Annotated in this window: 22 protein-coding genes; 14 read left to right on the top strand and 8 right to left on the bottom strand. The window is 55.1% G+C overall.

Annotation, left to right across the window (positions count from 1 at the left end):
• The first annotated feature begins 66 nt into the window (after window positions 1–66).
• The 5 genes from Mal52_RS24005 (at window position 67) to Mal52_RS23985 (ending at window position 4,588) form a co-directional block, all read left to right on the top strand.
• Window positions 67–1,275, top strand: coding sequence for a DUF1570 domain-containing protein (locus Mal52_RS24005; protein ID WP_197534434.1), 1,209 nt, complete (start codon window positions 67–69; stop codon window positions 1,273–1,275).
• A gap of 196 nt (window positions 1,276–1,471) precedes the next feature.
• Window positions 1,472–1,759, top strand: coding sequence for a hypothetical protein (locus Mal52_RS24000; protein ID WP_145379049.1), 288 nt, complete (start codon window positions 1,472–1,474; stop codon window positions 1,757–1,759).
• A gap of 221 nt (window positions 1,760–1,980) precedes the next feature.
• Window positions 1,981–2,565 carry a thermonuclease family protein gene (locus Mal52_RS23995; RefSeq protein WP_197533445.1) on the top strand — a complete coding sequence of 195 codons (585 nt, stop codon included), beginning with the start codon at window positions 1,981–1,983 and terminating at the stop codon, window positions 2,563–2,565.
• A 388-nt stretch (window positions 2,566–2,953) separates the two neighbouring features.
• Window positions 2,954–3,931 carry an eL24 family ribosomal protein gene (locus Mal52_RS23990; RefSeq protein WP_145379047.1) on the top strand — a complete coding sequence of 326 codons (978 nt, stop codon included), beginning with the start codon at window positions 2,954–2,956 and terminating at the stop codon, window positions 3,929–3,931.
• Between the two features lie 231 nt (window positions 3,932–4,162).
• Window positions 4,163–4,588 carry an ester cyclase gene (locus tag Mal52_RS23985; RefSeq protein ID WP_145379046.1) on the top strand — a complete coding sequence of 142 codons (426 nt, stop codon included), beginning with the start codon at window positions 4,163–4,165 and terminating at the stop codon, window positions 4,586–4,588.
• A 110-nt stretch (window positions 4,589–4,698) separates the two neighbouring features.
• Here the strand turns inward: Mal52_RS23985 and Mal52_RS23980 are convergent, their stop codons facing one another.
• The 4 genes from Mal52_RS23980 to Mal52_RS23965 form a co-directional block, all read right to left on the bottom strand.
• Window positions 4,699–5,697 carry a hypothetical protein gene (locus Mal52_RS23980; RefSeq protein WP_145379045.1) on the bottom strand — a complete coding sequence of 333 codons (999 nt, stop codon included), beginning with the start codon at window positions 5,695–5,697 and terminating at the stop codon, window positions 4,699–4,701.
• A gap of 105 nt (window positions 5,698–5,802) precedes the next feature.
• Window positions 5,803–6,261: an RpiB/LacA/LacB family sugar-phosphate isomerase gene (locus Mal52_RS23975; RefSeq protein ID WP_145379044.1), complete on the bottom strand. Its 459-nt coding sequence runs from the start codon at window positions 6,259–6,261 to the stop codon at window positions 5,803–5,805.
• A 95-nt stretch (window positions 6,262–6,356) separates the two neighbouring features.
• Entirely contained in the window at window positions 6,357–6,890 is a 534-nt protein-coding gene (locus Mal52_RS23970; protein WP_231962431.1) for an ester cyclase, read from the bottom strand.
• Between the two features lie 152 nt (window positions 6,891–7,042).
• Complete coding sequence (locus tag Mal52_RS23965; RefSeq protein ID WP_145379042.1) at window positions 7,043–7,801, bottom strand: methyltransferase domain-containing protein; 759 nt, start codon at window positions 7,799–7,801, stop codon at window positions 7,043–7,045.
• Window positions 7,802–8,185: 384 nt separating this feature from the next.
• Here Mal52_RS23965 and Mal52_RS23960 point away from each other — a divergent pair, with 384 nt between their 5' ends.
• Window positions 8,186–8,884, top strand: coding sequence for a 3-keto-disaccharide hydrolase (locus Mal52_RS23960; RefSeq protein WP_197534432.1), 699 nt, complete (start codon window positions 8,186–8,188; stop codon window positions 8,882–8,884).
• Window positions 8,885–9,052: 168 nt separating this feature from the next.
• Here Mal52_RS23960 and Mal52_RS23955 read toward each other — a convergent pair whose 3' ends face one another.
• Window positions 9,053–10,615 carry an ankyrin repeat domain-containing protein gene (locus Mal52_RS23955; RefSeq protein ID WP_145379040.1) on the bottom strand — a complete coding sequence of 521 codons (1,563 nt, stop codon included), beginning with the start codon at window positions 10,613–10,615 and terminating at the stop codon, window positions 9,053–9,055.
• 17 nt (window positions 10,616–10,632) lie between these two features.
• Here Mal52_RS23955 and recG point away from each other — a divergent pair, with 17 nt between their 5' ends.
• Complete coding sequence (recG, locus tag Mal52_RS23950) at window positions 10,633–12,714, top strand: ATP-dependent DNA helicase RecG (RefSeq protein ID WP_231962430.1); 2,082 nt, start codon at window positions 10,633–10,635, stop codon at window positions 12,712–12,714.
• A 15-nt stretch (window positions 12,715–12,729) separates the two neighbouring features.
• Here the strand turns inward: recG and Mal52_RS23945 are convergent, their stop codons facing one another.
• Window positions 12,730–14,130: a sulfatase gene (locus tag Mal52_RS23945; protein ID WP_145379038.1), complete on the bottom strand. Its 1,401-nt coding sequence runs from the start codon at window positions 14,128–14,130 to the stop codon at window positions 12,730–12,732.
• Window positions 14,131–14,397: 267 nt separating this feature from the next.
• On the opposite strand from Mal52_RS23945, the gene Mal52_RS23940 reads away from it, so the two are divergent.
• From Mal52_RS23940 to lptE, 7 genes are all read left to right on the top strand, one after another.
• Window positions 14,398–15,261: a leucine-rich repeat domain-containing protein gene (locus Mal52_RS23940; protein WP_197534430.1), complete on the top strand. Its 864-nt coding sequence runs from the start codon at window positions 14,398–14,400 to the stop codon at window positions 15,259–15,261.
• Between the two features lie 88 nt (window positions 15,262–15,349).
• Complete coding sequence (locus Mal52_RS23935) at window positions 15,350–16,891, top strand: M20/M25/M40 family metallo-hydrolase (RefSeq protein ID WP_197534429.1); 1,542 nt, start codon at window positions 15,350–15,352, stop codon at window positions 16,889–16,891.
• Between the two features lie 159 nt (window positions 16,892–17,050).
• Entirely contained in the window at window positions 17,051–17,968 is a 918-nt protein-coding gene (locus Mal52_RS23930; protein WP_145379035.1) for a ThuA domain-containing protein, read from the top strand.
• A gap of 335 nt (window positions 17,969–18,303) precedes the next feature.
• Window positions 18,304–18,531, top strand: a complete 228-nt coding sequence (locus Mal52_RS23925; protein ID WP_145379034.1) for a hypothetical protein — start codon at window positions 18,304–18,306, stop codon at window positions 18,529–18,531.
• 154 nt (window positions 18,532–18,685) lie between these two features.
• Window positions 18,686–19,435, top strand: coding sequence for a DNA repair protein RecO (gene recO, locus Mal52_RS23920; RefSeq protein ID WP_197534428.1), 750 nt, complete (start codon window positions 18,686–18,688; stop codon window positions 19,433–19,435).
• A gap of 234 nt (window positions 19,436–19,669) precedes the next feature.
• Window positions 19,670–20,989 carry an outer membrane protein assembly factor BamD gene (bamD, locus tag Mal52_RS23915; protein WP_197534427.1) on the top strand — a complete coding sequence of 440 codons (1,320 nt, stop codon included), beginning with the start codon at window positions 19,670–19,672 and terminating at the stop codon, window positions 20,987–20,989.
• Window positions 20,990–21,273: 284 nt separating this feature from the next.
• Entirely contained in the window at window positions 21,274–21,804 is a 531-nt protein-coding gene (gene lptE / locus Mal52_RS23910) for an LPS assembly lipoprotein LptE (RefSeq protein WP_231961961.1), read from the top strand.
• A 45-nt stretch (window positions 21,805–21,849) separates the two neighbouring features.
• Here the strand turns inward: lptE and Mal52_RS23905 are convergent, their stop codons facing one another.
• Together Mal52_RS23905 and Mal52_RS23900 are read right to left on the bottom strand one after the other, a co-directional pair.
• Window positions 21,850–23,469 carry a PP2C family protein-serine/threonine phosphatase gene (locus tag Mal52_RS23905; RefSeq protein ID WP_197534426.1) on the bottom strand — a complete coding sequence of 540 codons (1,620 nt, stop codon included), beginning with the start codon at window positions 23,467–23,469 and terminating at the stop codon, window positions 21,850–21,852.
• Between the two features lie 130 nt (window positions 23,470–23,599).
• On the bottom strand, window positions 23,600–25,249 hold the full coding sequence (locus tag Mal52_RS23900; protein ID WP_145379030.1) for a dicarboxylate/amino acid:cation symporter: 1,650 nt from the start codon (window positions 25,247–25,249) through the stop codon (window positions 23,600–23,602).
• Window positions 25,250–25,294: the final 45 nt, after the last annotated feature.

Raw genomic sequence — 25,294 nt, 5'->3', positions numbered from 1 at the left:
ATGGTTTTGACAGGGTTTTTCCCCTGGGCCCGTACTTCGACTTTTACGATTCGGACTCCCGCAATCATGCACCACCCTCTCTGGATTATGTCGCTCGTCTTCGCGCTGCTGACGACTGCGGTCCCTGCTCAAGGCGGCCAAAAAACGCAGTCCCTGTTGCGGGTCAAAGTCGGCAAAAATACTTACGAGGGGAAAGCTGTTGCGAGTGACAAGCGCCAGTTTTGGCTGATGAGCACCGACGGAGAACTCAATGCGTTGTCGTTCGGCGAAGTTGGCTCATTCAAAAAGATATCACCCCGATTCAAGAGCGATTCGCTTGTTCAGGTGCGCGATGATTTGAAACGGCGGTACGGTCGAAAATATGAAGTCGCCGCCAACGGGCACTATGTCGTTTGTGGACCGCGAGGACGGGCACGAGAATATGCGAAGTTGTTCGAAGGAATCTACAACCGGTTCTATTCGTACTTTCGCGTGCGAAGACTCAAAGTGACCCAGCCGGAGTTTCCACTTGTCGCATTGGTGTTTCCCGACCACGCAAGTTTCGCTCGCTATGCCGCGGGAGATGGCGTCCGGGCGGTGCGGGGGCTGATGGGGTATTACCACCACCATACTAATCGCGTCGCCTTGTTTGATCCCGGAGACAGCGTTGCAGCGATCGATGCTGGCTACGATTATCAGTTACCAGCATGGACCGGCTTTCCCCGCGAGCAACAATCCTTTTCGGGATTCACCGGCGCAATCGCGGCGAGCACGGGTTCATCGGAGAGTGGATTGCGCGACACCATGATTCATGAAGCAACGCACCAGATCGCATTCAATACGGGATTGCATTCTCGAATCGGCGAAAATCCCAAATGGATTGTCGAAGGCTTAGCGACGGTCTACGAGGCGCCCGGAATTCGCGACGGCGGTTCGCACACAAAGACGGCCGATCAGATCAATCGAGATCGCTTTGTCTGGTTCATGAATTATGCTCAAACGCGTCGACCCAAAGGGGCCTTGCGCAATTTTGTCGCTGGGGACAACGCATTCAACGCCTCCTTGCTGGATGGCTACAGTCATGCCTGGGCACTCAGCTTTTATTTGATCCAAACCCGCTCGTCAGCGTACGCCCGCTTTCTCAATGCTGTGGCGCATCGCGATCCGCTGAAACCGTACGGGGCCGCTGAACGCCTCAAGGATTTTGAGGGGGCGTTCGGGAAAAACCTTGCCGTTTTGGATGCACAATTCTTGAGGTACATGAAGAAACTGGCAGCCTCCATGGAGCAACGGTAACGTTCAGCCTCACGAATTTTGAGGGCCTTGCGCAACAAGCGCCTCTCAGCATTATTTGCAACTGCAAAAAATTGCCGGGACAAAAAGTTCAGGGCAAAATTGACCAAAGGGCTTTCCCGACTGAGGGATTTGTGGTTAAATCGAGTATTGAGATGTGTTGGAGCACTATCGTCATACTTGAGAGGACTCGGGCCTTATGTTGCACTACACGTGCGATGCTTGTGGTGTGCGGCTAGACGAACAACGCTACGTGGTCAAAGTGGAAGTTGCGCCCGCTATCGACCCGGAGATCATTAGCGAAGCGGATTTAGACGCCGACCATTTGGAACAGATCGCCGAAATTTTGGCCGCAGGCGACGACATTGCCACTGAGGAAGACCGGCAAGGTTTTCGTTACGATTTGTGTCCGAAATGTCGCGATAAATACTGCCGAGATCCCTTGGGAAAAAACAGTTGGCGGCAACTCAAATTCAGTGAGAATTAAAGTCGCGAATGTACGGTGAAAATATACGGTGAAATAGCCACGCACAGATTTCACTAGAACCAGTTTCAAAACCCGGTTGCGCCTGTTCAGGAATCTATAATACCAGTGTTTGCGTGACGCGTCAGAGGGTTTTGAAACTACTTGTAAGGTGTTCATCAGCAGTTCGGCAGCTTTGTCCGAACCACTGCAGTTCTTAGATGGGTCCCGGAGGCAGGGCGGACATGCCACGCAGGTTTTCTAGGCGCCGTCCCACCCCCCCGCTGCTGGCCGTGGTGATCATCATCCTGTTGGTCGTCGGACGTTGGTTGACCCGCCCCCCGGAAGCTCCCCCACTCCCACCCGCTGCATCGGGCGAGTTCGTCGTCAAGCGGGCTGTCGATGGCGATACGTTGCTATTGGACAACGGCAATCGCGTGCGGCTGATCGGTGTCGATACACCGGAAACCAAACACCCCGACCTTCCCGTCCAACCCTTTGGGCCCGAGGCGAGTGAATACACGCGGAACCGGGTCGAGGGAAAACGGGTGCGGCTGGAATTCGACAAAGAGCGCGAGGACCGGCATGGCCGCATTTTAGCGTACGTCTACATCAACGATGCGATGCTCAACGAAGAGTTGATCCGAGGGGGATACGGCCGCGCGATTACGCATTTCCCTTTTTCTGCGGCGAAGAAACGGCTGTTTCGCCAGGCAGAGCAGGATGCCAAACGCGAACAACGAGGGATCTGGTCTCTTCCGGCGTCGGATCGCAAGCGACAGCCTAAACGACCGGCCTCTCAAAACGGATCGACGCGCGTCCGGAATTGATTGCGAACCGTTCGTATTCCTGAATCTGCGGGTCTATACGGTTAGGGACGCATCGTCTGTAACGGTTATGCGGGCTAGTCCGGCCGGTCAAACGCCTATTCCGCGCAAACCGCTGGAACCTGCAAAGTCGGGACAGTAGGTGCGACGATGACAAACGCCACGAGGCATAAGTTTCTACGTCCTATGCGCTGTCACGGAAACAGTGGGACTGAGGAAACTTAGGTCTGAGATGGCTGATTCGCCAAGGAAGTCGCGAAGCCGCTCTCGCAGACCATGTCTCAATGCGTATTACTTTGCGCCGCGGGCACTTTGCGGCGCTGACGAAAAAACTGCTGGACTACAGCCGCCACGACGGCTGCAGCCGAGGTTTTGCAACCAGGAGGGTTCCATGAACTTCCGCATACTCAACAGACGGGTTCTCGCTGCCGGGCTTGTGCTGACAGCGATTTTCATCACGATTTCGACCGCTAGTATTGTCAGCGGCGCAGAGCCGGAGCAGGCTGAAACTGAACAACGATCACGTTTGCATCCCAAGCGTATTTTCAGCGGCCTGAAGCGCGGCGTCTCCAAACTGTTTGGCCGCGACGAGGAGGAAGCCACTCCCGTGCCCGAACTGCCGAAGGCTCCTTTGCCGGTCGTCTCGCAACAGATTGATCAACAGCGGATCGCCCATGAAACCGCCCGTCGCACGCGGGATCCCTTTATGCCGCCGCGTCCCGCTGGGGCGATCGTTAGCAAATCGACACAGCCTTTAACGGCGCCAAGTATTTCTCTGCCCAAAACGGTGCAACGATCATTGCCCCAAACTGTGCAGCAAATCCCGCAGACCAAGGTTGACTTCAACGATGTGAAACGGCAGGCCGAAAAAGTGGTCGCTGCCGCTTCCGAAATCGAGACGGATAATCCGTTCGCGGATTTCAACTTCGACGAGCCGTTGGACAAATCGGCTGGGAAAGTGATCGATGCAGCTGTGACCGCCGCAAGTCCCGTGGTGACCCGCAAAATCACCCGTGCTGCTCAACAGCAAGAGACAGCGCCGGAAGTCAAACACCTATTGGGGTATTGCCCGGTCAATCTACGGGCTGGAAAATTCCAACGAGGCAAGCCCGAGTTCAGCACTGTCTATCTGGGCCGTACCTATCGGTTTGCTTCCCAGGAAGCTCTGAACGAGTTCGTCCGCAACCCGGATCCATATGCCCCGGTGTTGCAAGGGATCGATGTGATCGAAATGCGACGCACAGGTCGTCACGTCGAAGGTTATCTGTCGTTCAGTTGCGATTATGATGGACGCTTCTACTTGTTTCGCTCGACCCAAAACCAAGAAGAATTCCTCTCCGATCCCACCCGGTTTGCAGTGCCCCGCTAACCGCTTGAGAGTCGTAACGAATCCCCTCTGAAATGAGACGAAGGTCGATCCTCGATGATCGGCCTTCGTTTTTTTATAGGAATGGCCCGGGTGGGTGATTGGTACTCGAAAATAAAAAATTCGAAATAGCACACGAACTCTGTTAGGCTTTCAGGCTGGAGTCGAGCGTTCAGCGGAATTGTTTCTGCACACGCAGAATTTCCAAAAGCATCCTATCAGAGGAAAAAGCACATGTCGGCCAACCACAAAAGCACCTCTAAACATCTGCTGGAATTATGGGGTGACAACGCTCTGCACAAATCAGACGACTACTTGTCGGCCGATTACGTCAATCATCAAATGCCCGATGCCGCTGCCGGGGTGTCGACGAAATCACTTGCCGAATGGAGATCCCTGATCGCCGATTTCCATACAGGTTTCTCGGACGTGAAGATGGAAGTTCTGCTGCAGGTTGCCGAAGGGGACTACGTCTGTTCGCGATGGCGAATGACCGCCAAGCATACCGGGACATTCAATGAGCTTGCGGCGACCGGAAAAACAACCAGTTGGACTGGCGTGCATACCGATCGTTACGAAGGCGGCAAACTCGTAGAGAGTTGGGTCGACTGGGATAAGTATGGTTTTCTCGAGCAACTAGGGATGGTTGGAGAGAGTTGAAGCAACGCGATTTATCCACCCGCCCTTCGCGTCGCCCTTGAAAGCAAGCAGTCGTGAGAATTGCCATGAATCTTCGCTGTTGAGGAACACACCTTCCTTGTTTCAGAGTCTTACGATCCTCTACGATCGATGAGTTCTTGAACACCCGGTCTCGGCGAACGATAACTGACAATGGCAACGTCGAGATCGAAATCCGCATAGAGGTCGAGCGCGCGCTTTATGGCGGCAAAGATCCAGTCGTCACGATTGCCGAATGCTCCGCCACCCAACAACGTGAGAAAGAGCCGCTTGTTGCCGGTCAATTCCGCGTTCAAAATAGCGGCACAAAAGGTGGCTTCGTAGGCCGCTTCGAGGACCAACTGCGCAAAACCAGCCCACTGATCGGCTGGCAAAACAGAATAAGCCACCGGCAGCGCCGAGCAATACGCTTGAGAGACCGTCTGCGGATTATTTCCCAGCGTGACTTCTGATTCCCATTGAATGCCAATCCGCAATCGTTGTCGCAACGCATCGCGTTCCGCTTCACTACAGGCCGTCAACCGAGCAGAAATCTCTTGCAGTCCATTCTCCGATGCGAGTGCGTAGCCATTTCGCATCGTCCACAATTGATTTTCAGTATTCCCAAGGGCGAGGCCCAAATCGTTCAGGCAGTCGATTTGGTTCTCCGATGTTTGTCCTGTGCGACCGTTGACATCGGCGAAATAATTTCGATAGATCGTTCCCGCTCCACAAGCAATTGCGCAGGCGGGACCCTGTGTTCGGTCGTTTTCGTAAATGCCCACTCCATATTCCGGCGTTGCGGAGGGCCCGACCATTTCTAACAGGTTGAATTGCGATGCGACTTGGAATAACGCGCCGGCATGAGCTGGTTCCTGATGCAGTTCTTGCACATCACCCAGTACCTCCGACACTTTCAGCCCAGCTTTCAACCGCGGAACCGACTGTGCGCGTGAACGAAGTTCCGCCAAAGTGGGTGTTTCCAGCCGACCGAAGGTCATCTGTCGCCCATTGGCCGCCGACGTCATCGTCGTGCCGTCGATCGTGATGTTCGCACGAACGTGCTCAGCGGATTCTTCTGGAAATCCAGTGAGCGATTCAAACCAAGTCATGCAGAGCGCTCCTTATTTCCCTGAACATCTTCGCTGTGAATTCGGATTTGCCGATCCAGGTTTATCGCAGCTCACAATATCTGCGGGCGTGGGGCGGCACAGAGATTAGTCGGGGGGAAGCCCCGTCTCCAGGGACGACACTTTTCCCAGACGCCGCTGATGACGTTCAGCTTGGCTGAATTCGGCGGCTAGGAACGTGCGCGTCACGTCCCACGCAACCGCGATCCCGACAACCCGGCCCCCCATGCAGAGGATGTTGATGTGATCGTCTTCAACGCCTTGTTGCGCTGAAAAGTGATCATGAATCAGAGCGGCGCGGATCCCGGAGACTTTGTTCGCACAGACGGAGGCGCCGACGCCGCTGCCGCAGAGGGCAATTCCACGATCTATAGTACCAGCAGCTACCGCTTGGGCCAGCGGGATGACAAAGTCGGGATAGTCGTCGTCCTGGTTCAGACTGGGGGCGCCAAAATCGGTCACCTCATGCCCCGCTCCTCGGAGTTGGTCGGCTAGATATTGCTTCAACTCAAACGCTCCATGATCTGTAGCGATACCGACGCGCATGACTGTTCTTTCCAGTATTCGATTGTTAATGACGCGGGTGTGGGCTGTGCGCCCATGAGAAAATGAAAACGGTGCAACGCTCTCGGTCCGAACTGCTAATCGCTGCGTTGCATCAATTCGTTGGACGGAAGTTGAGGATCCTCAAATTTACGCGCCTGTTCAACTCCGGCCACCGGCAGGCCCGACGGATCAAGCAGACCAATCTGCGCGAGGACCGAAGCTTGGTCCCAATAAATTCGTTCACAGGCGATTTTAGCCCCTTCAAATTGCACGACGACCACCAACGGCACTTCGACCTTCCGGTGAGTCGGTGCAATACCCGGCAACATCCAATCCATTTCAATATCATGCGTGAAGGAAAACACGAACTCATCTATCAACCGATCTTTGCCCACCGTCCGCGCGAGAACCCGCTGCGTGGTATCGGCCGGCATCTTGGGAATGAAATGTTTGCCGTAGAACTCAATCATCTCGTCGTGACCACGCCCGCCGGTCATCGTGGGGACATGATTCACATAGTTGCCCGGCGCCATTGTGGCGACGGTGGCAACCGCATCTTTCGTTTCAAATTCCAATTGCGTATGCAACTCCCACAAACGCACCATTTCGGCTTCCGACAAATCGGTCATTATCGTGCCCTCCTCCGAAAGAATTGAAAACTGAATCATGGATGGTTGCAGGCATGATACCAAATTTTTCTGAGCCTGCCCGGAATCGTATCCGGCGGCACCAGCAGTGGTCCCCTTTTTTTGTGGGACCGATAAACGCATATTGTCGGCAATTATTTAGCCACTTCGATGCGGAAGAAGGTCCACTGGCTCTCGACTCCGGGAGATCCGTCCGCGGCGGGGAATCGAGTCTCATAGTCTGAGATCATTTTCCGCAGTCCGCTGGCAGAAGTCTGTCGCGCCGTTGTTGCTCCCGTGCGATGAAAGAAGCGAACCAGTTCGAGGGCGGAGGGAAACCGTTGTGTATGACTGTGTGAATCGCTTCGCAGTACCTTCCAACCGGCTTCACGAAAACAAGCAACCCATTCCTCCGCACTGCGCCATCGAATGGGCGAGCGGCTCAGCGCAATCGTTTGCCATTCTTTGAGCGTGGGGGCGACGTAAAACCCATGCAGCATGCGCGCCCCCGGTTTAGCAAGAGAGTGCCAATTGCTCAGCACCGGCAGCGGGTCGTCACACCACTGGAGAAAACTAGCGGAGTACACCCGGTCGAACCCAAGACGCTCGATCTGCCATGCGTCACCGACCAGCCACTTCACGTCTGGCAATGCGCAGCGACCCCGTTCGACCATTTGCGGCGCGTTATCCACAGCGGTGAGAGAATCAAACCGCGGAGCCAGCTCACGCGTGAACAGGCCATCGCCCGGCCCCAACTCCAGCGCCGTCAGCCAGCGCGTCTGCTCAATCGGCTCAATCCATTCCGCAAGCCACTTGGCAAGAGACCGCTGCACCACAGCCGCTTGAGTATAAGAATCGGCCCGGTCATTGAATCGCGGCAGGAGCGCATCAGAATTGGAAACGTCGGCAGTCATCGGTGTTGCAAGTCATGGATGAATTCGGCAGCCCCACAGGACGAAAAAGCAGGCCTGATTCCAGCGGATCAATAGGATCAGTGGGGACTGCCGCACAGGCAAACGGAGACTGACCGCAGCAATTATAGCGGCCGCACGACTGGTGGGTAGTCAAAGCCATCGACGCTGGCGTCGCCAGTGGCTAGCCATCTTGCCTGAGTTGGTTTGGTACGCGTTAGTCGTTTTCCGGTAGGTGCTCACATCTTCCCAATGAATCACAACCTCCCACAACTGCTCACGATCGAATTGCTGCGGGATTGGGTAGTGTTGCTATGTGCGATAGGACTTGAGATCATTGCCAATGTCGCTGGGAAATCTATTTCGAAATTCAGTAAGTTGCTTATCATGAAAACAATCTCTCTGTTCACGCGTTTGGTTTTATGCCTATCCGTCGTCTTGACCGCCGGGTCGCTTTCGGCGGCGGAATTTGAGTCGATCTTTGACGGCAAGTCATTGAAAGGCTGGAAGGCGCTGGAGATGAGTTACTGGTCGGTGCGGGATGGGGCGATCACGGGGCAATCGACGCCGGAGAACCCGTGCACCGCTAATCAATTCATGGTCTGGCAAGGCGGCGACGTCGCCGATTTCGAACTCAAACTCAAATTCCGCGTAGAGGGAAATGGCGGGAATTCGGGGGTTCAGTTTCGTAGTGTACTCAAGCCCAATGGACTGGCAGTCGGCTATCAGGCCGATATTTATCAAAGCGGACCGTATCTCGGCGGCGTCTGCGATGAAATGCACAATCGCAAAGGCCACGAACTGTTAACCGCCAATGGCACAAAGACCGTCATCGACGCAGCGGGTAAACGAACGGTTACCAACCTGGACGCGAAGGCGACCATGAAACCGCAGGGAGAATGGAACGACTATCACATCACGGCCAAAGGCCAGCACATCATACTCCGGATCAACGGCGTGAAGTGCTCCGAACTGATCGACCAGGAAAAAGGGCACTTCGACCTGAAAGGCTTCCTCGGATTACAACTGCGGGCAGGCAAGCCCATGACCGTGCAGTTTAAGGACATCTACCTCAAACAGCTTTAAGCGTTACAGCTGCGTCCTAGATGCGAAGTCAATTGTAGCCCGCGTGATTCAGCGACACGCACCGACGCGAATTCTCGTGACCCAAATCCGCCTGTTGGCTGGTTCCCTCCCTTTGTCTATTCGCTGTCGACCGCAGTTGGGCCACTTTACCCTTGGATCTTTATCGAACTATCCGTTTGCAGATGCTGCAAACTCGGTGACAACTTCTCTTAGGACTGCGACGATCCTGTCAGCCAATTCGATTTCAGTGATTTCTAGGTCAATAAATTCATCCATGTCAGCGTAATACTTCCGAATCGCTTCACTTTGGTCTGCTTTCTTTCGGCCCTCAAATAAATTTTCCGACATTGGGCGTCTTTCCAAGCTCGACAATACTTGGTTATGAACTCTCGTGATGCGGGATGCCTCGATCGCACGATCAAGTGAACGCTTCAATGAGGGTAAATCCACCCGACCAATTTCGTGAGCTAATAGGTCGATCGATTGCAACCGTTTGCCAGCACTCATGATGTTGAGTTCGTCCATCGCATAATCCAGAGCCGTATCCCCATCGTTATCTTTGTAAGTTGCGTCGGCTCCATATTTGAGCAAACTTCGCACGATTTCAGAATTTTTCGCACCAAGCATGAGTGCCGTGCAACCGTGGGGGCCGCGCAGGCTGATATCCGCGCCGGCATTGATCCAGAATGGAACCGTTTTTTCCATGCCTCCGGCGCAAGCCTGCATAATTCCCGTCATCGAATCGGCCCGTTTCGCATTCATGTCGGCACCGGCGAAGATCAGTTTTTCAAATTGTTCGCGATTGAAAGGCGGAGATGCCGCCATCATTAAAGCAGTTTGTCCGGTTTCGTCACTGGTCGAAAGGTCGAATCCAGCTGCCACTAATTCAGATAGCTCTGTCGCGGACAATCGTCTGAGTTGGTTCGCAGTGTAGTCGCGCTTCTCTTTCACAAATTCGGTTTCTTCGCCGTGTATCGTTGCATCGGCCAACTGATTCATAGCCTCATTGAACTTCGCCATCTGTTGCTCGTACGTCTCGGTGGGGCGATCATCCGGCACCTGCTCTTGTTCTTGTTTCTCGAACTCGGCACGAATTTCATTTTCAGTATCGAAAATGCGACTCGATGATTGAAGCCTTTCCTTGAACATCCAACCGTCAGGCAGAATTGCCGCTATCGCAATACTGATTTCAGGGTTGAAGTTGTCAGAACCATCTTCCCCTTCGATTGTCCATGGCAGAAGATGCGCGTGATTTGATGTCGTTCTTATGCGCCGGAGGTCATGGTCGTTATTGTGCAGTTCGATCAGCATCGTCGGCGAGTCGTTTGTTCTGCGACTACCAAAATGATAATCAAGCTCGGCCGTTGTTCTACCAAACCGAATTGGGTCAGGTTCGGTCGCGATGTCATCAATCGCGTTCAAGAAGCGAGTAATCTGCCCCTGCGTCACAGTACTTAGCGCAAGCGTGACTTCATCATGCGAGGTCCAATCACCATCCTCCTCCTGCCGCAAGACTAGCCGGCCTGACCTCTGCGGTGACGCAAACCCTGTCCATAAGGCATTGATCTCGATCCGAGTCGGCAATGAAGAAGAGCATGACATGACTGCATTGTAGAATGGTAGAAATTCATTTGCCAAGCGATCATCGTTTTGCTGGATCCCCCCCCATTGGACGCCAACGGCCGTTGCCGGTAAGTTATGCTGAAGATATTCCCCAAACTCGCCGTCCATCGCGCCTCCAGAGAACCATGTCCGATGATCCCCTGCAAACTCCGGTGCAATTCCTGAAAGGAGTGGGGCCGGCGCGCGCGGAGTTGTTGGAAAAGCTGGACGTCCGGACGGCTGAGGATGTGTTGTTTGATTTGCCGCGGGATTATCTCGATCTGACCGTCGTCAAGCCGGTGGCGGAGTTGGAAGAGGGGCAGGTGCAGACGGTCCGCGGTCGCGTGGTGGATCTCGACGGCAAAAAAATCTCCGGCAATCGTACGCTCTCGGCGGTGTTGTTGGATTGCGACGGCGATTTCGTTCGCGGCGTGTGGTTCAACCAGCATTGGGTGCTCAAGCGATTTCAACCCCACGATCTGGTGCTCTTTTCCGCCAAGGTCAAACGCGCCTCGGGACGTTGGGAAATGTCGCACCCCATGATTCAATGGCTCGACGAGGAGGATGCGGAGGCGGGTGGCGGGGTGTTGCCGATTTATCGCCTCACCGAAGGGCTGAACATGCAAGCCATGCGTCGCATCACACGCCAGACCTTGGAATCGCATGCGGAGTTCGTCCCGGAAGAATTGCCGGAAAAGTTTCGCCAATACACGGATTTGATGCCAATCACCGCAGCGCTGCACGGCGTCCATTTTCCACAGACGATCGAACAGCGCGATGCGGCTCGGCGGCGGTTGGTGTTTCAGGATTTGTTGGAGTTTCAATTGGGACTGGCGCTGCGTCGCCGATTGCGGACCCAACAGCCGATCTCAGCCAAGATGCCCACGACGTCGAAAATCGATGCGCGGATTCGGCGGTTGTTTCCGTTTGAATTCACTGCTGGACAAAACTCGGCGGTTGCCGATATCGTGCAGGATCTCGATTCGGGACACGCCATGCACCGCTTATTGCAAGCCGACGTCGGTGCGGGAAAAACCGCTGTGGCGATTTATGCAACGTTGGTCGCCATCGCCGCCGGCTATCAGGCGGTGTTGATGGCGCCGACGGAATTGTTGGCGACGCAACATTGGGGGACCGTCGAAGCCATCTTGGCCCATAGCCGCGTAAACCGCTTGCTACTAACTGGCAGCTTGACGGCCGGCGAACGGCGGCAGGCATTGGCTGACATTTCTTCCGGCGCGGTGCAATTGATCGTCGGCACGCAAGCGGTGATTCAAAAAGACGTGAACTTCGCCAACCTGGGGCTGGTGGTCATCGATGAGCAACACAAATTCGGCGTGATGCAGCGGGCGCATTTTTCCAGCGGCGATCGGGTGCCCCATGTCTTGGTGATGACGGCGACCCCCATCCCGCGCAGCCTGTGCCTGACACAATTCGGCGATTTGGACCTGTCGGTCGTCTCCGACATGCCGCCCGGTCGCTGCAAGGTGACATCGAGCCGCGTCTATACCGCCGCCGCGCGCAAGAAAGCCTGGGAGTTCATCCGCCGCAAACTGCAATCGGGCCGCCAAGCCTACATCGTCTGCCCCCGCGTCCAAGCGAATGAATCGGATGCCGAAACGGAAGACGCCAGCGCCGAAGCGGTCTTTCGCAAATTGAGCGACGGCGAACTGAGCGGCTTTCGTGTGGGGCTTGTGCATGGCCAAATGGATCGCGAACGCAAAGCAGCCGCGATGGAGGCGTTTCGTAGCGGAGAGATCCAGGCAATCGTCTCCACAACTGTGGTCGAAGTCGGCGTCGATGTTCCCAATGCGACGCTGATGGTGATTTATCAAGCCGAGCGATTCGGCCTGTCGCAACTGCATCAACTGCGGGGCCGGATTGCGCGGGGCCGTTTCGACGGTTACTGCTTTTTGTTTTCCGAAACCGACAACCCCGAAGCGGTCAGTCGGCTGCAGGCGATGGAGCGCACGGCGAACGGCTTTGAGATTGCCGAGACCGATTTCGAACTCCGCGGCCCGGGCGATGTGTTGGGCACGCGGCAACACGGCGACCTCCCGCTCCGCGTCGCTGACCTCACCACCGACGCAGCCGTCCTCCGCGAAGCCCGCAAAGTGGCCTTTCAATTGGTCGACTCCGGGCGATTCGACGATCCCGATTACGCGCCGCTCAAGATCCGCGTGTTGGAGAGGTTCCGCGAGCAGATGGATCTGGTCGGCAGTGGTTGAACTGTGAGATGCCGGCTATTTAGGCGTCGGCATGGGAGCATTCACACTTTTTCGCCACTGGTGCAATTGGTCGCGCAACGCGTTTGCCTTGTCCGGCAGCTTGGCCGCCAAGTCTCGTTGCTGGCTGAGGTCGTCACGGAGGTTGTATAGCTCCACGTGATCATCCTCGAAGAATTCCAACAGTTTGTAATCCCCCACGCGGATCGCACCGGCGGGGGTGGTCCGCCAAGTACCTGCTTTAACGTCCGCTTGCAGATAGCCAGGGAAATGCCAATACAGCGCGTCGCGATCCAGTTTGGCTTTCCCGCCCGATTTGAGCAGCGGCAAAAAACTAATGCCGTCGAGTTCGTGTGTCGTATTGGGCTGGGCGGCGGCCACTTCGAGGAACGTGGGATAGAAATCGATGGAGATCACCGGTTCGTCACAGACCGTTCCTGCCGGAATGGTTTTGGGCCAACGAATAATCAACGGCACCCGCACGCCTCCTTCGTACAACATGCCCTTGCCGCCGCGCAGCGGGGCATTGTTGGTGATGTTCCGCCCGGTGGAGCCGCCCAATTCTCCGTATCCGCCCAACCCGCCGTTATCGGAATAGAAAATCACAATCGTGTTGTCGGCCAGCTTCAACTCATCCAACTTGGCCATAATCCGCCCGACCCCTTCGTCGACACTGTCAATCATCCCGGCATAGACCGGATTATGATGCCCGCCGACGGGTGCTTTGCCTTGGAACTTGGCGGTCGAAGTCTCTTTGGCATGAATCGGAGTGTGGACGGCGTTATGGGGCAGATACAAAAAGAACGGCTCGTCCTGATGTCGCTCAATAAACGACACCGCTTGGTCGGTTAAGAAATCAGCCAGATACTCGTCTTCGTCGACCGGAACATGAGGTGTGGTTTTGAAACCAAAGTGTCCCCGCGACGCCGAGATCGCTTCGTCAAAGCCGCGCTGCGACGGATGATGTTTCGGCCCCTTACCGAGATGCCATTTGCCGAACATACCGGTCACATACCCCGCCTGTTTCATGGCATCAGCCATGGTGACTTCGTTGAGCGGCAGGTCAGTGATGTTCTTGACCGGAATCATCTTGCGGAACTTTTCATCCCCCCGAGCGCCCGTACTGACGGTATAGATGCCGTGCCGGGGCGAATAGCGTCCACTCATCAAACAGGCCCGCGTGGGAGCGCAGTTCGGGGCATTTGTATAGGCGCAGGTGAATTTCAGCCCTTGCTCGCTCAGCCGGTCGATGTGGGGCGTTTTGTAAAACCCGCTGCCGTAGCAGCCCAGATCGGTCCAACCCAAATCGTCGGCGAAAATAAACACAATATTCGGCTTGTCCGTCGCCGCCAAAAGTGGCTCGGTCCAGCCTGCGATCTGGGAGACAACAACAAAGATCAAAGCGGCACGCAAAAACATGGCAGTCGAGCCTTTTTGCTGGGGGAGATGTGGCAACTCCACTAAAAATTAACATTCTCGCAGTCGCTGCACCAGCTTGCACGGACTGATTTTCGTCTAGAATCCTTTGCCAAACGTGATACTGTAAGCTCACGTCAAACAGCGACGACCTCATTTATGTTTTTAAACTATGAGGAGAATGAAGCACTAATGATGTCCGATCCCGACACCCGCAAATCGCATGTTCCTCGCACCGGGCTGTTGATTTTCATGGGCTTGGTGTTATTGGTGATCGCCATCGTATTGCCGATCTGGTGGCCACACTACCGGGAGCAACAGGCGATTGCCGAGTTTGAAGGATTTGTATCCACAGAGCTCGAACGTCCTGCCTTGATCCCGGAAGCAGTGGACGAAAAATACATACAGGCGTTTTCTCACGCCGACGTGCTGTCTCTCAATCATCGGTCGGTTACTGCGGAACAACTGAAACGCTTGCAAGATATGCACAAGTTGCGACGACTGGGACTTGGGCGAACACCGATAACAGATGCCGGGCTGATTCATGTCAGCGAACTGTTTGGCCTGGAGCTCCTATCGCTCAGAGAAACCGGCGTCGGTGATGCGGGGATGACTCATTTGCGTCAGTTGAATGGCTTAGTATCGCTAGATCTAGATAAAACTGAAGTCACGGATACCGGGTTGGCGCAGCTGGCTGCGCTGACGTCGCTGGAACATTTGTCGCTCAACGGCACGAAGATTACGGGAACGGGATTCTCCCACTTTCACGGTTCACCCCCCCTCAAGCATGTGAGTCTTGAGAATTGCCCCGTCACCGATACCAGTCTGAAACAACTTGCCGGGTTGACCAGCCTCGTCACACTCAACCTCTCGGGGACAAAAATTACCGACGCGGGGCTCGCACATCTGGCGAAGTTCACCGAGCTCCAGATATTGCGTTTGGATTGCAACCAGTTATCCGATGCTGGCGTAAAGCATTTATCAGGGCTGACCAAGTTAAAACACCTGTCCCTCGAAATGACGCAAGTCACGCAGCCCAAAATGGATAAGCTGGCTGAGTCCCTCCCTGGATGCTCGATAGTTTGGACATCCTCTTCGGTTTGGGGATCTTGCGCGGCAGACGAGTTGCCTTAAAGCTTTGCCGCAGGTTCCTACGGATGCTAAATTGGAATCTATGAATTCACTGTGGCCCCACCCATTCCACAAGGTCCCGCCAACGTCTATGTCCACCACCTTGATACGCAACGTTTGGATTGGTCTCTTCCTCTGCTTTGGCATCGTAGCTGACGCGCGTGCAGCGGGGAATTTTTCGATAACCCAGGCGGAAGATTCGATTACGGTCGCCGACATCAAGGAGCATGTCAACGTGCTGGCCAGCGACACGTTCGAAGGACGGGAAGCCGGTTCACAGGGCGGGATGGCTGCGGGGGTTTATTTGGGTGAACAGTACCAAAAGCTCAAACTGGCCGGCGGTACCAAAGACAATCGCTATTACCAATCCTTCAACGGCAACTACCGCAACATTCTGGGAGTGATCCGCGGTACGGATCCCATCTTGGGGGACGAGGTGGTCATGGTCAGCGCGCATTACGACCATGTGGGATACGGCAACAGCGGCAATAGTCGCGGACCGACCGGCTACATCCACAACGGAGCGGACGATAACGCCAGTGGGACAGCGGCGCTGATCGAATTGGCCGCAGCGATTTCCAACCTCAACACACCGCCGCGGCGGACGATACTGTTCGCGTTGTGGGATGCTGAGGAAAAGGGATTGTGGGGTTCGGAGCATTGGATCAAATCGCCGACGGTGCCCCGTGACAAAGTCAAAATGCTGATCAACGTCGACATGATTGGCCGGTTGCGTCGTGGCGTCTTAACCTGTTACGGCGCCCGCACCATTCCCGGACTACGGCGGATCATCAGCGACAACAACCACGTCGAGTCCTTGAAGTTGGACTACACCTGGGAGTTGCCCGACAACAGCGACCACTGGCCGTTTCTTCAGCGGCAGGTGCCGGCAATGATGTTTCACACGGGATTGCACAACGATTACCACACGCCGGCCGACGATCTCGACAAACTGAATTACGACGGAATTCGCGACATTACGCGATTGATGTTTCACGTCACGTGGGACCTGGCCAATCGAGAAGAAATCACCCCGTTTCGTCGCTCCGTGCTGGGTGAAACCGTCGCCGTCCAAAAACAAACCGAACGCGGACTTCCGCCGCGTCCCAGTCGACTGGGGGTGCGCTGGAGTGAAGTCGACGCCCCTTCACCCGGCATACGCGTGGACCAAATCCGCCCCGGCTCCGCCGCCGCCCGCGCAGGGCTAGTTGTGGGGGATGTGATAGTCGAGGTGGGAGGAACAGCGGTGACCAAAGGCAGCGACTTCCTGGTCGCTGTCTTGGCAGCAGCCAGTCCGACGGACTTTGTAATTCGCCGCGGCGAAGACCCTGAGCCGAAAACGATCACGGTCGCACTGGACGGGACACCGACGCGGTTAGGCATCAGTTGGCGGATCGATCCCGCCGATCCCGGTTGTCTGGTTCTGACGCGCGTGGTCCCCGGCTCACCGGCAGGACAAGCCGGGTTGCGGTTGAACGACCGAATCTACAAAATTGGGGAACGGGAGGTCGCCGATTTCGAAACGATCGGGGGCGACGCGTTTTATCAAACGCCGCAACTGGAATTGCTCGTCGAACGGCACGGCTTTTTAAAATCGGTCGACATCCAGATTCCGGAGCTGCCGAATCGTTGATCGCAGCGGCGACCAAAGCGGCGGGAGAAACCCTCTCCCAAACCGACGGCTCTACCATCGTCATCGACGTTGGTTGGCCGTGACGTTTGGGAAGGTAACGGTTCGTAGAATTCACGGCAGGCGGGAGCCTGCCCTACTTGGAGTGGGGGAGTCTTGGTTATGTGGTATCGGTTGAATCAGGTGCTGGCTTTGGTGGTCTTGTTTGTTGCTGGAATCTGCAATGGCAATGCCGAATTGCGTGCGGCAGAGAAACTCGACATTCTGATCGTCGATGGCCAGAACAATCACGACTGGCATGTGATGACGCCTTACATGAGTCAGGTCTTGGAAAACACCGGTCGGTTTACCGTCGACGTTGTCACGACTCCTCCCAAAAATGCGCCGGCGGCTGCTTGGGATGCTTTCCTGCCTGAGTTCTCAAAATACGACGCTGTGCTGAGCAATTACAACGGTCAACCTTGGCCACAACAGGTACAGAAAGATCTCACCGCCTACGTCAAAGGGGGCGGGGGCTTGGTGATTATCCATGCGGCAAATAACGCGTTTCCCAAATGGCCGCAATGGAATGAGATGATCGGTCTGGGGTGGCGCGGTAAAGAGTTTGGTGAACGGGTTGCATTGGATGACAAGGGCAAGATCCAGCGGGTCTCTGCCGGCAAAGGCCCCGGTGCGGGACATGGTCGGCAACACGAGTATGCAATCGTGACGCGCGATCCGGACCATCCCGTCACCCGTGGCATGCCCCGTGAATGGATGCACACCAAGGACGAGTTGTATCACGGCCAACGCGGCCCGGCGCTGAACATGCAAATTTTGGCAACGGCTTTTTCCGACAAGGCCACCGGCGGCACCGGCACGCATGAGCCGATGGTGTGGGTGATTCCCTACGGCAAAGGACGCGTCTTCACCACGGTGCTGGGACACGTTGGCGGCGAGGACATCACGTCGCTGCGTTGTATCGGCTTTCAAACGGTGATGAATCGCGGTTGCGAATGGGCAGCGACGGGCGAAGTGACGTTGCCGATTCCAAAGAATTTCCCCAAACCGGACGTGGTGAGTGTCGATCCTGGCAAGTGATTTTCCTGAATACGCTGTCAGATTCGTGAATTTCCGTCCGCGTCCAATTGACAGTCCCAGGTTGCCTGCCACAATTTGTGAACGTCGCTGAAAATAAAATGCAGGGTCACAATTTAGCCGTTCGAAGCATTTTTGGCCGAAGGCCTGTTTCATCTTAGCCAGGGGCAACGCCCCTGGATGGTGAGGCTCACGAAGCGGCTTTGGCCGAAGGCCATATTCACAAATGGGCTGCCCGCAAAAATGGCTGGAGTTTCGAGAATGACCTTCGGCCAAAAATGCATCAGACGGCTAAAGTATTACACTGCAGATTTTGATTCTGAGATGAGAAACCACTGATGCCGGAAATTGGCTGGCAATTTGTTGTGTGCGGAGTGATCGTCGCCTGGGCGGTTTATCTACTGACCCGCGATTTCGTGCAGTTAGCGCGGGGACGCTCGGGAGGCTGCCAGTCTGGCGGTTGTGGGGATTGTCCATCCGGCAGTTCAACTGCGGAAGAATCCTCATCGGGGTTTGTGCCGCTGCAGGCATTGGATAGACCGGCCGGGGATGAACGGCAGGAGTGATGGGGTTTATGGTGGTTTGAAAACCCTCACCCCGGCCCTCTCCCAGGGGGAGAGGGAGAAAACAGTTATTGCCCTTCTCCGCGCGAGAGGGAGAAATGTTTTGTGGCCCCTTCCTCTTGGTGGGGGAATCAACGTTCTTAAAGGTGACCGATCTTTGTCGACTGAACAGACGGAAGCGATTGTGATTCGGTTGGCCGATTTCAGTGAAAGCAGCCGCGTGGTCACCTGCTTTTCACGGGAGTTTGGCAAGTTGTCGGCGGTCGCCAAAGGTGCCAAGCGCGCGAAGAGCGCGTTCGAGGCTGGTCTTGACCTGTTAAGCGTTTACAATATAGTGTTCATCCGCAAATCGTCCGGCGGGTTGGACATACTGACCGAAGCTCAACTCAAAAGACGATTTCAGTCAAACGATCGCGACTTAACCGGCCTGTACGGCGGGTATTATGTCGCGGAATTGCTGAATGGACTGAATGAAGAATACGATCCGCATCCTCAATTATACGACGATGTGGTCGCGACCTTAGAAGCGTTTTCTGTCGCTGGAAATGCTGCGACAGCTATTTTGCGTTTTGAGTTAGGCCTGCTGCGTGAAATCGGCCAGTTGCCCGCATGGGATATTTGTGTGCGGTGCGGTCGGCAGGTGGAACCAGCGGCTTGGTATGGAATGAAATCCAGTTTGGGCGGCGTGGTTTGCCGTTCTTGTCTGGCACAAGAAGAATATTTTCACCGGTTAACCGCCGGAGCGGTGGCTGTCTTGCGGCGCCTGTCGGAAGAAACAACATCGCCACAATCGCGCGTCAGCGTAACACGTCAACAGTTCACAGAAATTCGCCACGTTCTCGACGCAGCCATTCGGCAAGCATTGGGACGGCGACCTAAAACGTTGAAGTTTTTGAAGTTCACTTAATACACGAATCCAAAAAGCGTTTCGTCGCAGATTTGCGACACACTCTCATCTCTCCCCGCGACCCAAACCTGTTCTCCCCATCTCACGTCTCGATTTATCAAATCTCACCATGTTCGTATGGCCGGCGTTCTTCGTGCGCTTTGCCCTGGCGGAAGTTCCGTCAGTCGCAACCAAAGTGCCTTTGACGTTGGACCGCACGATATAAGAACAGGCGTTGTCGCCGCCGTGATTGTCATGCCTAAAAACCTAAAAAATCGAAACTTGCTCCCGCATTTCTTTTTGATGGTGGGATGGGCCGTGATGGGGTTGCCCTATCTGGCTGGATGTTCCACAGTCGAATCGGGACGCGAGAAAATCGGCACCATGTTCGGGTCAAGCACGCGGACCGCTGAGGAACGCCTGTTGGCCGACGGTTCTCTGGCCCCCATGGAAGGTCAGGACGAATTCAATGCGGCAAAAAAACTGTATGCCGCCAAGAATTTTGAGGAAGCGGAAAAGGCGTTCAAAAAAGTCACCAAAAAATATGAAGACCGCCCCATCGAGGAAGAAGCCTTGTTCATGCTGGCCGAAAGCCAGTTTCAACAGGAGCGGTTTCCCAAGGCGGAAGATTCCTATAACCGTCTGTTGAACAAATACGAAGGCTCGCGCTATATGGACCAGGCCACATTCCGCCTGTTCACCATTGCGCGGGACTGGTTGGATGGCCCCGCCCCGGTTCAAGAGCAAGAAGTCATTCAAGCCTCGGGTGGCGAGAATCCCGAATCGGGTGTCGTCAGAATTGAGAAACAAAAACGGCCGTTCCCATTGATTCCGAATATCACGGACAACAAACGTCCTGCGTTCGATACCGACGGGCGCGCCCTGGAAGCGCTCAAGTCGATTTGGTTGAATCACCCCACCGGTAAATTGGCGGACGATGCCGTGATGTTGTCAGGTGTGCATCACTACCGCACCGGCAACTATTTGGAAGCTGGCCATTTCTTCGAAATGCTTCGCGAACAGTACCCCAACAGCCCCCACGCAGCGAACGCCTATCAATTCGGAGCGCATGTCGAGCAGTTGATCTATCAAGGCCCCGCCTATGACGGGAGAGGGCTGGACAAGGCGATCGAGCTCACCGAGAGCACGCTGAGTCTGTTTCCGGACAAGGTCAATCGAGAGCGACTGCAAAAATCATTGGCCTATATCAATCACGAAAAGGCCCGCAAGTCCTGGGAACGGGTTCAATACCGTTTAGGCAAAGGGCAACGGGAAGCAGCCGAAATCAACTGCGTGGCGTTGTTGCAGGAGCATCCCGATTCAGCATTTGCCGAATTGGCGAAGCAGACAATGGAAGAATTGCGAGCGGAACGTTTGCAACGCTCCGGTATCGATCCCTCAGAAGAATTGGTCCAACCGGAATTGCCCAAATACGAGGAATCGTATGACGGCGAGGTCGGTGAATTTTACATCGGGGATAGTGAAGAGGGCGAAACGGTCGAATCCGAAGATACGATTGCCCCGCCCGATTTCTCAGACGTCCCGGATCTCTTCGAAAACTTACCGACGGAATAACCTAGCGCGGCCTTCGGTCGCAATTACAGAAAAATTAACCACGAAAAAGACGAAAGACACGAAAAAGAATATACGTTTTTTAATCCGATCTTTTGATTTGAATTCAACAGAATCGTCGCAATTCTTCGTGGTTTCACTACATCATTTTCGTGTGTTTCGCGTCTTTCGTGGTTTATCTTTTTCGAAATAAAACTTCAATAAATGCGAGAAGTACAAAGCTTTTTAAACGTTCGTCGTATGAAACTCGTTCCGTCCCCTCCCCTGACCCAATGGTAAAATAGACCGTGATTCGCACCGTTCAACGAACTGTAGGCGCCGTGACGTTAATGCTGCTGGCATTCACGCTGAGCGGTTGCGGCTACGCGGTGGGGCCGGCGTTTGACAACGAAGTCCACACGGTCTACGTCGAAACTTTCAACACCGATTTGTTTCGCCGTGGCATCGAGATTCAGTTGACCGAGGCGATTCAGCGGCAAGTCCAAACGCAGACGCCGCTTCGCCTAGCAAGTTGCGCGGATGCCGATACCAAACTGTCGGGACGGATTGTCAGCTCCAGAAAACATACGTTGGGGCAAAGCAGTTACGACGAGGCGCGGCAATTGGAACTCGATTTGCGGATCCATGTCACCTGGGTCGATCAGCGAACAGGCGAGCTGCTTCAGGAACAAGAAGTGGCCTTGGCGCCGGACGTGGTGCACTTGATGTCCGAAGGCGATTTCGCCCCGGAAGTCGGGCAATCGTTAGCGACCGCCTATCAAGTGGCGTTGGACGAAATGGCCCGCGAAATCGTGCAGATGATGGAAACCCCTTGGTAGGCATCCTCCTGGTCAGTACGCTGACGCGTCGGCCCGCCTGCAGGACTATTCTCGAATCTTGACCACCATCAAGGTCCGGTCATCGGGAAGCGAATCACCATCGCAATGCGCTTCGGCGCGGCCCCAGATGTTTTGCAGGATTTCAGCAGCCGTCCCTTCGCGGCATTCTCGGACAGCGGCGATGATGCCTTTGGAGCGGAACAATTCCCGCGAACGGTTCATCGCTTCGCTAATGCCGTCGCTATAGATGACCAGCACGTCGCCGGGTTGCAGATCGACCACCGAATGCCCGTACTCGGTATCGCCTAGAACCCCTAACAGCAGACCGTGTGACTCCAACGTGGTGACGTTGTCTCCACGAATAAAGATCGGATTGCAATGGCCGGCATTGGAGTAGGTGAATGTTCGCTTTTCGGAATCGAGCACACCATAGACCAGGCTCATAAAGTGCTGCGAATGTGTCAATGTGTGCAGTGCCGCATTGACGCGCTGCATGACGCCAGCAACGTCAGGATCTTCCACTTGCTGAGTGCGCAGCGCCCCCCGCGCGGTCGCCTTCACCATGGCGGCCGGGATGCTATTTCCTGAGGCATCGCCCACGGCGATCCCCGTGCGATTAGATGACAGCGGAATCGACTCACACAAATCTCCCCCCAGTTCATGCGCGCTGATGCAAAAGGCGGCGACTTCGAACATCGGGTCATCAATGGCGTGATTGACAAAATCATCCGGTTGATTCTCCGAGGCGACCTGCAGTTCGCGCGACAGTCGGTGTTGCACTTCGCTTTCCCGCAACAACACCATACGTTCCAAAATGGCAGCGGTTTGAATGGCGATCGACTGCAAAACATGGATCTGCCGGTCAATAAATTCCCGCTGTCGCCGGTCATAGACCCACATCGTCCCCAACGGCACATTTTCCGCCATCACCGGAACGCACAATCCCGAAAGCGCATCGGACGGCAAGAGTCGTTCACCGTGCGGATCGTCCCGTTGCACTACGATCGGCCCATGAATCAATGCTTGGAAGTCCGGTTGCCCCGATCGTAATTCGCGGGTCTTCAGCGGAATCGTCTCTACCCCTTGACGATAAACGGCCCGCAAGCGCAATGAGTTCGTGGTGGGGTTGAGCAGAAAGAACGTCGCTCCCCACGATTCGGTCAATTGGGCCGCAGCGGTCAGCAAATCCGACATCGTGCGTGGCAGGTCCGTGCCCTCGCGGACTGCGCATTTTAAGTCGACCAATGTCGACAAATCGCGTGAGGACGCATCGATCTGGTGTGCGGCGGAGACCAATTCCGAAATCAGGTTCGCCAACGTTTGCCCTAGCGCTGTCACCGATTCCAGCGACGAATTCGGCTCGTTGAATTCCGGGACATCGAGATGTAAGTAGCCGGCGATGGCTAATTCGTCACGAATCTCCGCATGCCAACAGCAGCAGGCATCGGTGTTCAACTGGTCCAACACCGCTTCAGCCGTCTCTTCCGTGGCGGGGGTGAAACGCAATACCCAGCCAGTCGCTTCGGAAAACTGTCGGCAGATGAGCAAAACGAGTCGGCGATAATCTGTCACCAGTGCGGTCATAATACGTGACGTCCGGCAGGTGTCGATTTCTAAGGGGGAATGATATTGCAGCCCCCAAGGCGGGTGCTGTTTCAGTACCATCGACCAATGCCCACAACTGCAATGAGGGCGCCCGAACATGCATCGATTGCGCCGTTGATAACGATCAGTGATGCCGTAAGGCGATCCCTCAACGAGGATTCGGGTGCTGTTTGCGCGCCGGAACTGTGCCTCAACCGCCCGCTTCGCTATCGTTGTCGGGAGCGTCAAATCTTGCCACAACGGCACAGCCGCAAGAATCGCTCCAAACGTTGACCGACGTGCGGCACATGTCCAACACACGGTCGACGGCGATGATTACGCCCTGTGCTTCGATCGGCAAATCGACCGCCTGCAAAATGATGGCCATCATCACCAACCCCGCATGCGGAATCCCCGCCGCCCCCACGCTCGCCATCAGCGCGGTCACAGCCACAATGATCTGCGATTGCAGTGACATATCGAAGCCCGGGGTCGCTTGTGCGATAAACAATACAGCGACCGCTTCGTAAAGCGCCGTGCCGTCCATGTTGATTGTCGCTCCCAGCGGGAGCACAAACGAACTCACACGATTCGGGACTCCGCCCCGATTCTCGACACTGGCCAAGGTCAATGGCAAGGTGCCGTTGGAAGAGGCCGTGGAAAAGGCCGTCATCAACGCCGGACTCATCGCCCGCGCGAATTCCCAGGGAGATCGCCGCGCGACAAACTTCACAATCAAAGGCAACACAATCACAGCATGGACCAGCAAGGCCAAAAACACGGTCAGCATGTATTTGGCCAAGGTCATGAAAATGTCGATCCCCTGCGACGCGGTGGCATAAACCATGAATGCGCACACCCCGATCGGCGCCAATGAAATGACGAACATGGTCATCCCCATGATCACTTCAAAGGCCGAGGCAAACAGGTTTCGCAGCCCGTCCCCCTTTTCTCCTGCCTTGATGATGAACACGCCCAGCAGAATGCTGAACGTGATGATCGACAAAAAGTTGGCCGAGGCGAGCGATTCGATGGGATTGGACGGGATCATGTTTTGGATCAACCCGCCAAACACCCCGGTGAGTGACTGGTCCGCTCCGCCGACGATCGCGTGATCATTCCCCGGCAATTGCTCCCCGACCCCCGGTTGGATCAGGTTGACCATGATGATCCCGGTGGTAATGGCCAACACGCTGGTCGTGAAGTAGTACAGCATGGTTTTGGTGAACAGCTTGCCAAGCCGACTGGTATCACCCAAACCGGCGACGCCGGTCACCAGCGACGTCACAATCAGCGGGATTGTGATCATTTTTAGCAGCCGCAAAAACAAATCGCCGATCGCTTTGGCCCAACCGGCCACCGTCAACGACGGCGTACCGCCGATTGTCTCATAGACGTCAAACACCCAGTCAGGCGCGTTTTTTTGAAACTCCGCGACGTTTTTTCCCGTAAATGTCGTCGACTCTTCCGCCCCTGCTTCGCGCCGCGAATAGGTGGCGGTGATTTTGTCCAGATTTTCTTCGATATCGATCCGGCGGTCAGTGACTTCAATCTGGGCCGTTTCCGGATCAGCATCCCACGCCGCTTTGATTTCCTCCGCGATATGCGGATAGGTTTTTTGAAAATCAGACAGCCCGTCCAGTTCGTCGCGAAACAAAGTCTTGGTGACCAACTTGTCCTCAGGTCCCAATTCCTGCAGCGAAAGCGTGATCACATCCAAATTCGGCCGGATACGTATCACCGCATCAGGTAGCTCAAGATTCGAGGCTCCCGAACTAAACCCCAGATTGAAGGCCAAGCCAAGACAAGCGCCCACGATCAGCGCGATGAGGATCTGAATGTGCAGCGCCGGACGTTTCATAAAATGCGGTCCTGACGAGTTTTTTTAAACGGGATGGAAATGTTG

Source organism: Symmachiella dynata, from assembly GCF_007747995.1.
Taxonomy (GTDB): Bacteria; Planctomycetota; Planctomycetia; order Planctomycetales; family Planctomycetaceae; genus Symmachiella; species Symmachiella dynata.
Note: the sequence above shows the minus strand (reverse complement) of the source record. Positions and strands in the feature narration are given on the sequence as shown.

Coding starts and splice junctions, on each gene's coding strand:
- Mal52_RS23905 (WP_197534426.1), bottom strand. CDS start 23,469: ATGGTACTGAAACAGCACCCGCCTTGGGGGCTGCAATATCATTCCCCC.
- Mal52_RS23960 (WP_197534432.1), top strand. CDS start 8,186: ATGAAAACAATCTCTCTGTTCACGCGTTTGGTTTTATGCCTATCCGTC.
- Mal52_RS23995 (WP_197533445.1), top strand. CDS start 1,981: ATGCCACGCAGGTTTTCTAGGCGCCGTCCCACCCCCCCGCTGCTGGCC.
- Mal52_RS23935 (WP_197534429.1), top strand. CDS start 15,350: ATGTCCACCACCTTGATACGCAACGTTTGGATTGGTCTCTTCCTCTGC.
- Mal52_RS23945 (WP_145379038.1), bottom strand. CDS start 14,130: ATGTTTTTGCGTGCCGCTTTGATCTTTGTTGTTGTCTCCCAGATCGCA.
- Mal52_RS24005 (WP_197534434.1), top strand. CDS start 67: ATGCACCACCCTCTCTGGATTATGTCGCTCGTCTTCGCGCTGCTGACG.
- Mal52_RS23980 (WP_145379045.1), bottom strand. CDS start 5,697: ATGACTTGGTTTGAATCGCTCACTGGATTTCCAGAAGAATCCGCTGAG.
- Mal52_RS23955 (WP_145379040.1), bottom strand. CDS start 10,615: ATGGACGGCGAGTTTGGGGAATATCTTCAGCATAACTTACCGGCAACG.
- Mal52_RS23985 (WP_145379046.1), top strand. CDS start 4,163: ATGTCGGCCAACCACAAAAGCACCTCTAAACATCTGCTGGAATTATGG.
- recG (WP_231962430.1), top strand. CDS start 10,633: ATGTCCGATGATCCCCTGCAAACTCCGGTGCAATTCCTGAAAGGAGTG.
- Mal52_RS23930 (WP_145379035.1), top strand. CDS start 17,051: ATGTGGTATCGGTTGAATCAGGTGCTGGCTTTGGTGGTCTTGTTTGTT.
- Mal52_RS24000 (WP_145379049.1), top strand. CDS start 1,472: ATGTTGCACTACACGTGCGATGCTTGTGGTGTGCGGCTAGACGAACAA.
- Mal52_RS23990 (WP_145379047.1), top strand. CDS start 2,954: ATGAACTTCCGCATACTCAACAGACGGGTTCTCGCTGCCGGGCTTGTG.
- Mal52_RS23965 (WP_145379042.1), bottom strand. CDS start 7,801: ATGACTGCCGACGTTTCCAATTCTGATGCGCTCCTGCCGCGATTCAAT.
- Mal52_RS23970 (WP_231962431.1), bottom strand. CDS start 6,890: ATGACCGATTTGTCGGAAGCCGAAATGGTGCGTTTGTGGGAGTTGCAT.
- Mal52_RS23975 (WP_145379044.1), bottom strand. CDS start 6,261: ATGCGCGTCGGTATCGCTACAGATCATGGAGCGTTTGAGTTGAAGCAA.
- bamD (WP_197534427.1), top strand. CDS start 19,670: ATGCCTAAAAACCTAAAAAATCGAAACTTGCTCCCGCATTTCTTTTTG.
- Mal52_RS23900 (WP_145379030.1), bottom strand. CDS start 25,249: ATGAAACGTCCGGCGCTGCACATTCAGATCCTCATCGCGCTGATCGTG.
- Mal52_RS23925 (WP_145379034.1), top strand. CDS start 18,304: ATGCCGGAAATTGGCTGGCAATTTGTTGTGTGCGGAGTGATCGTCGCC.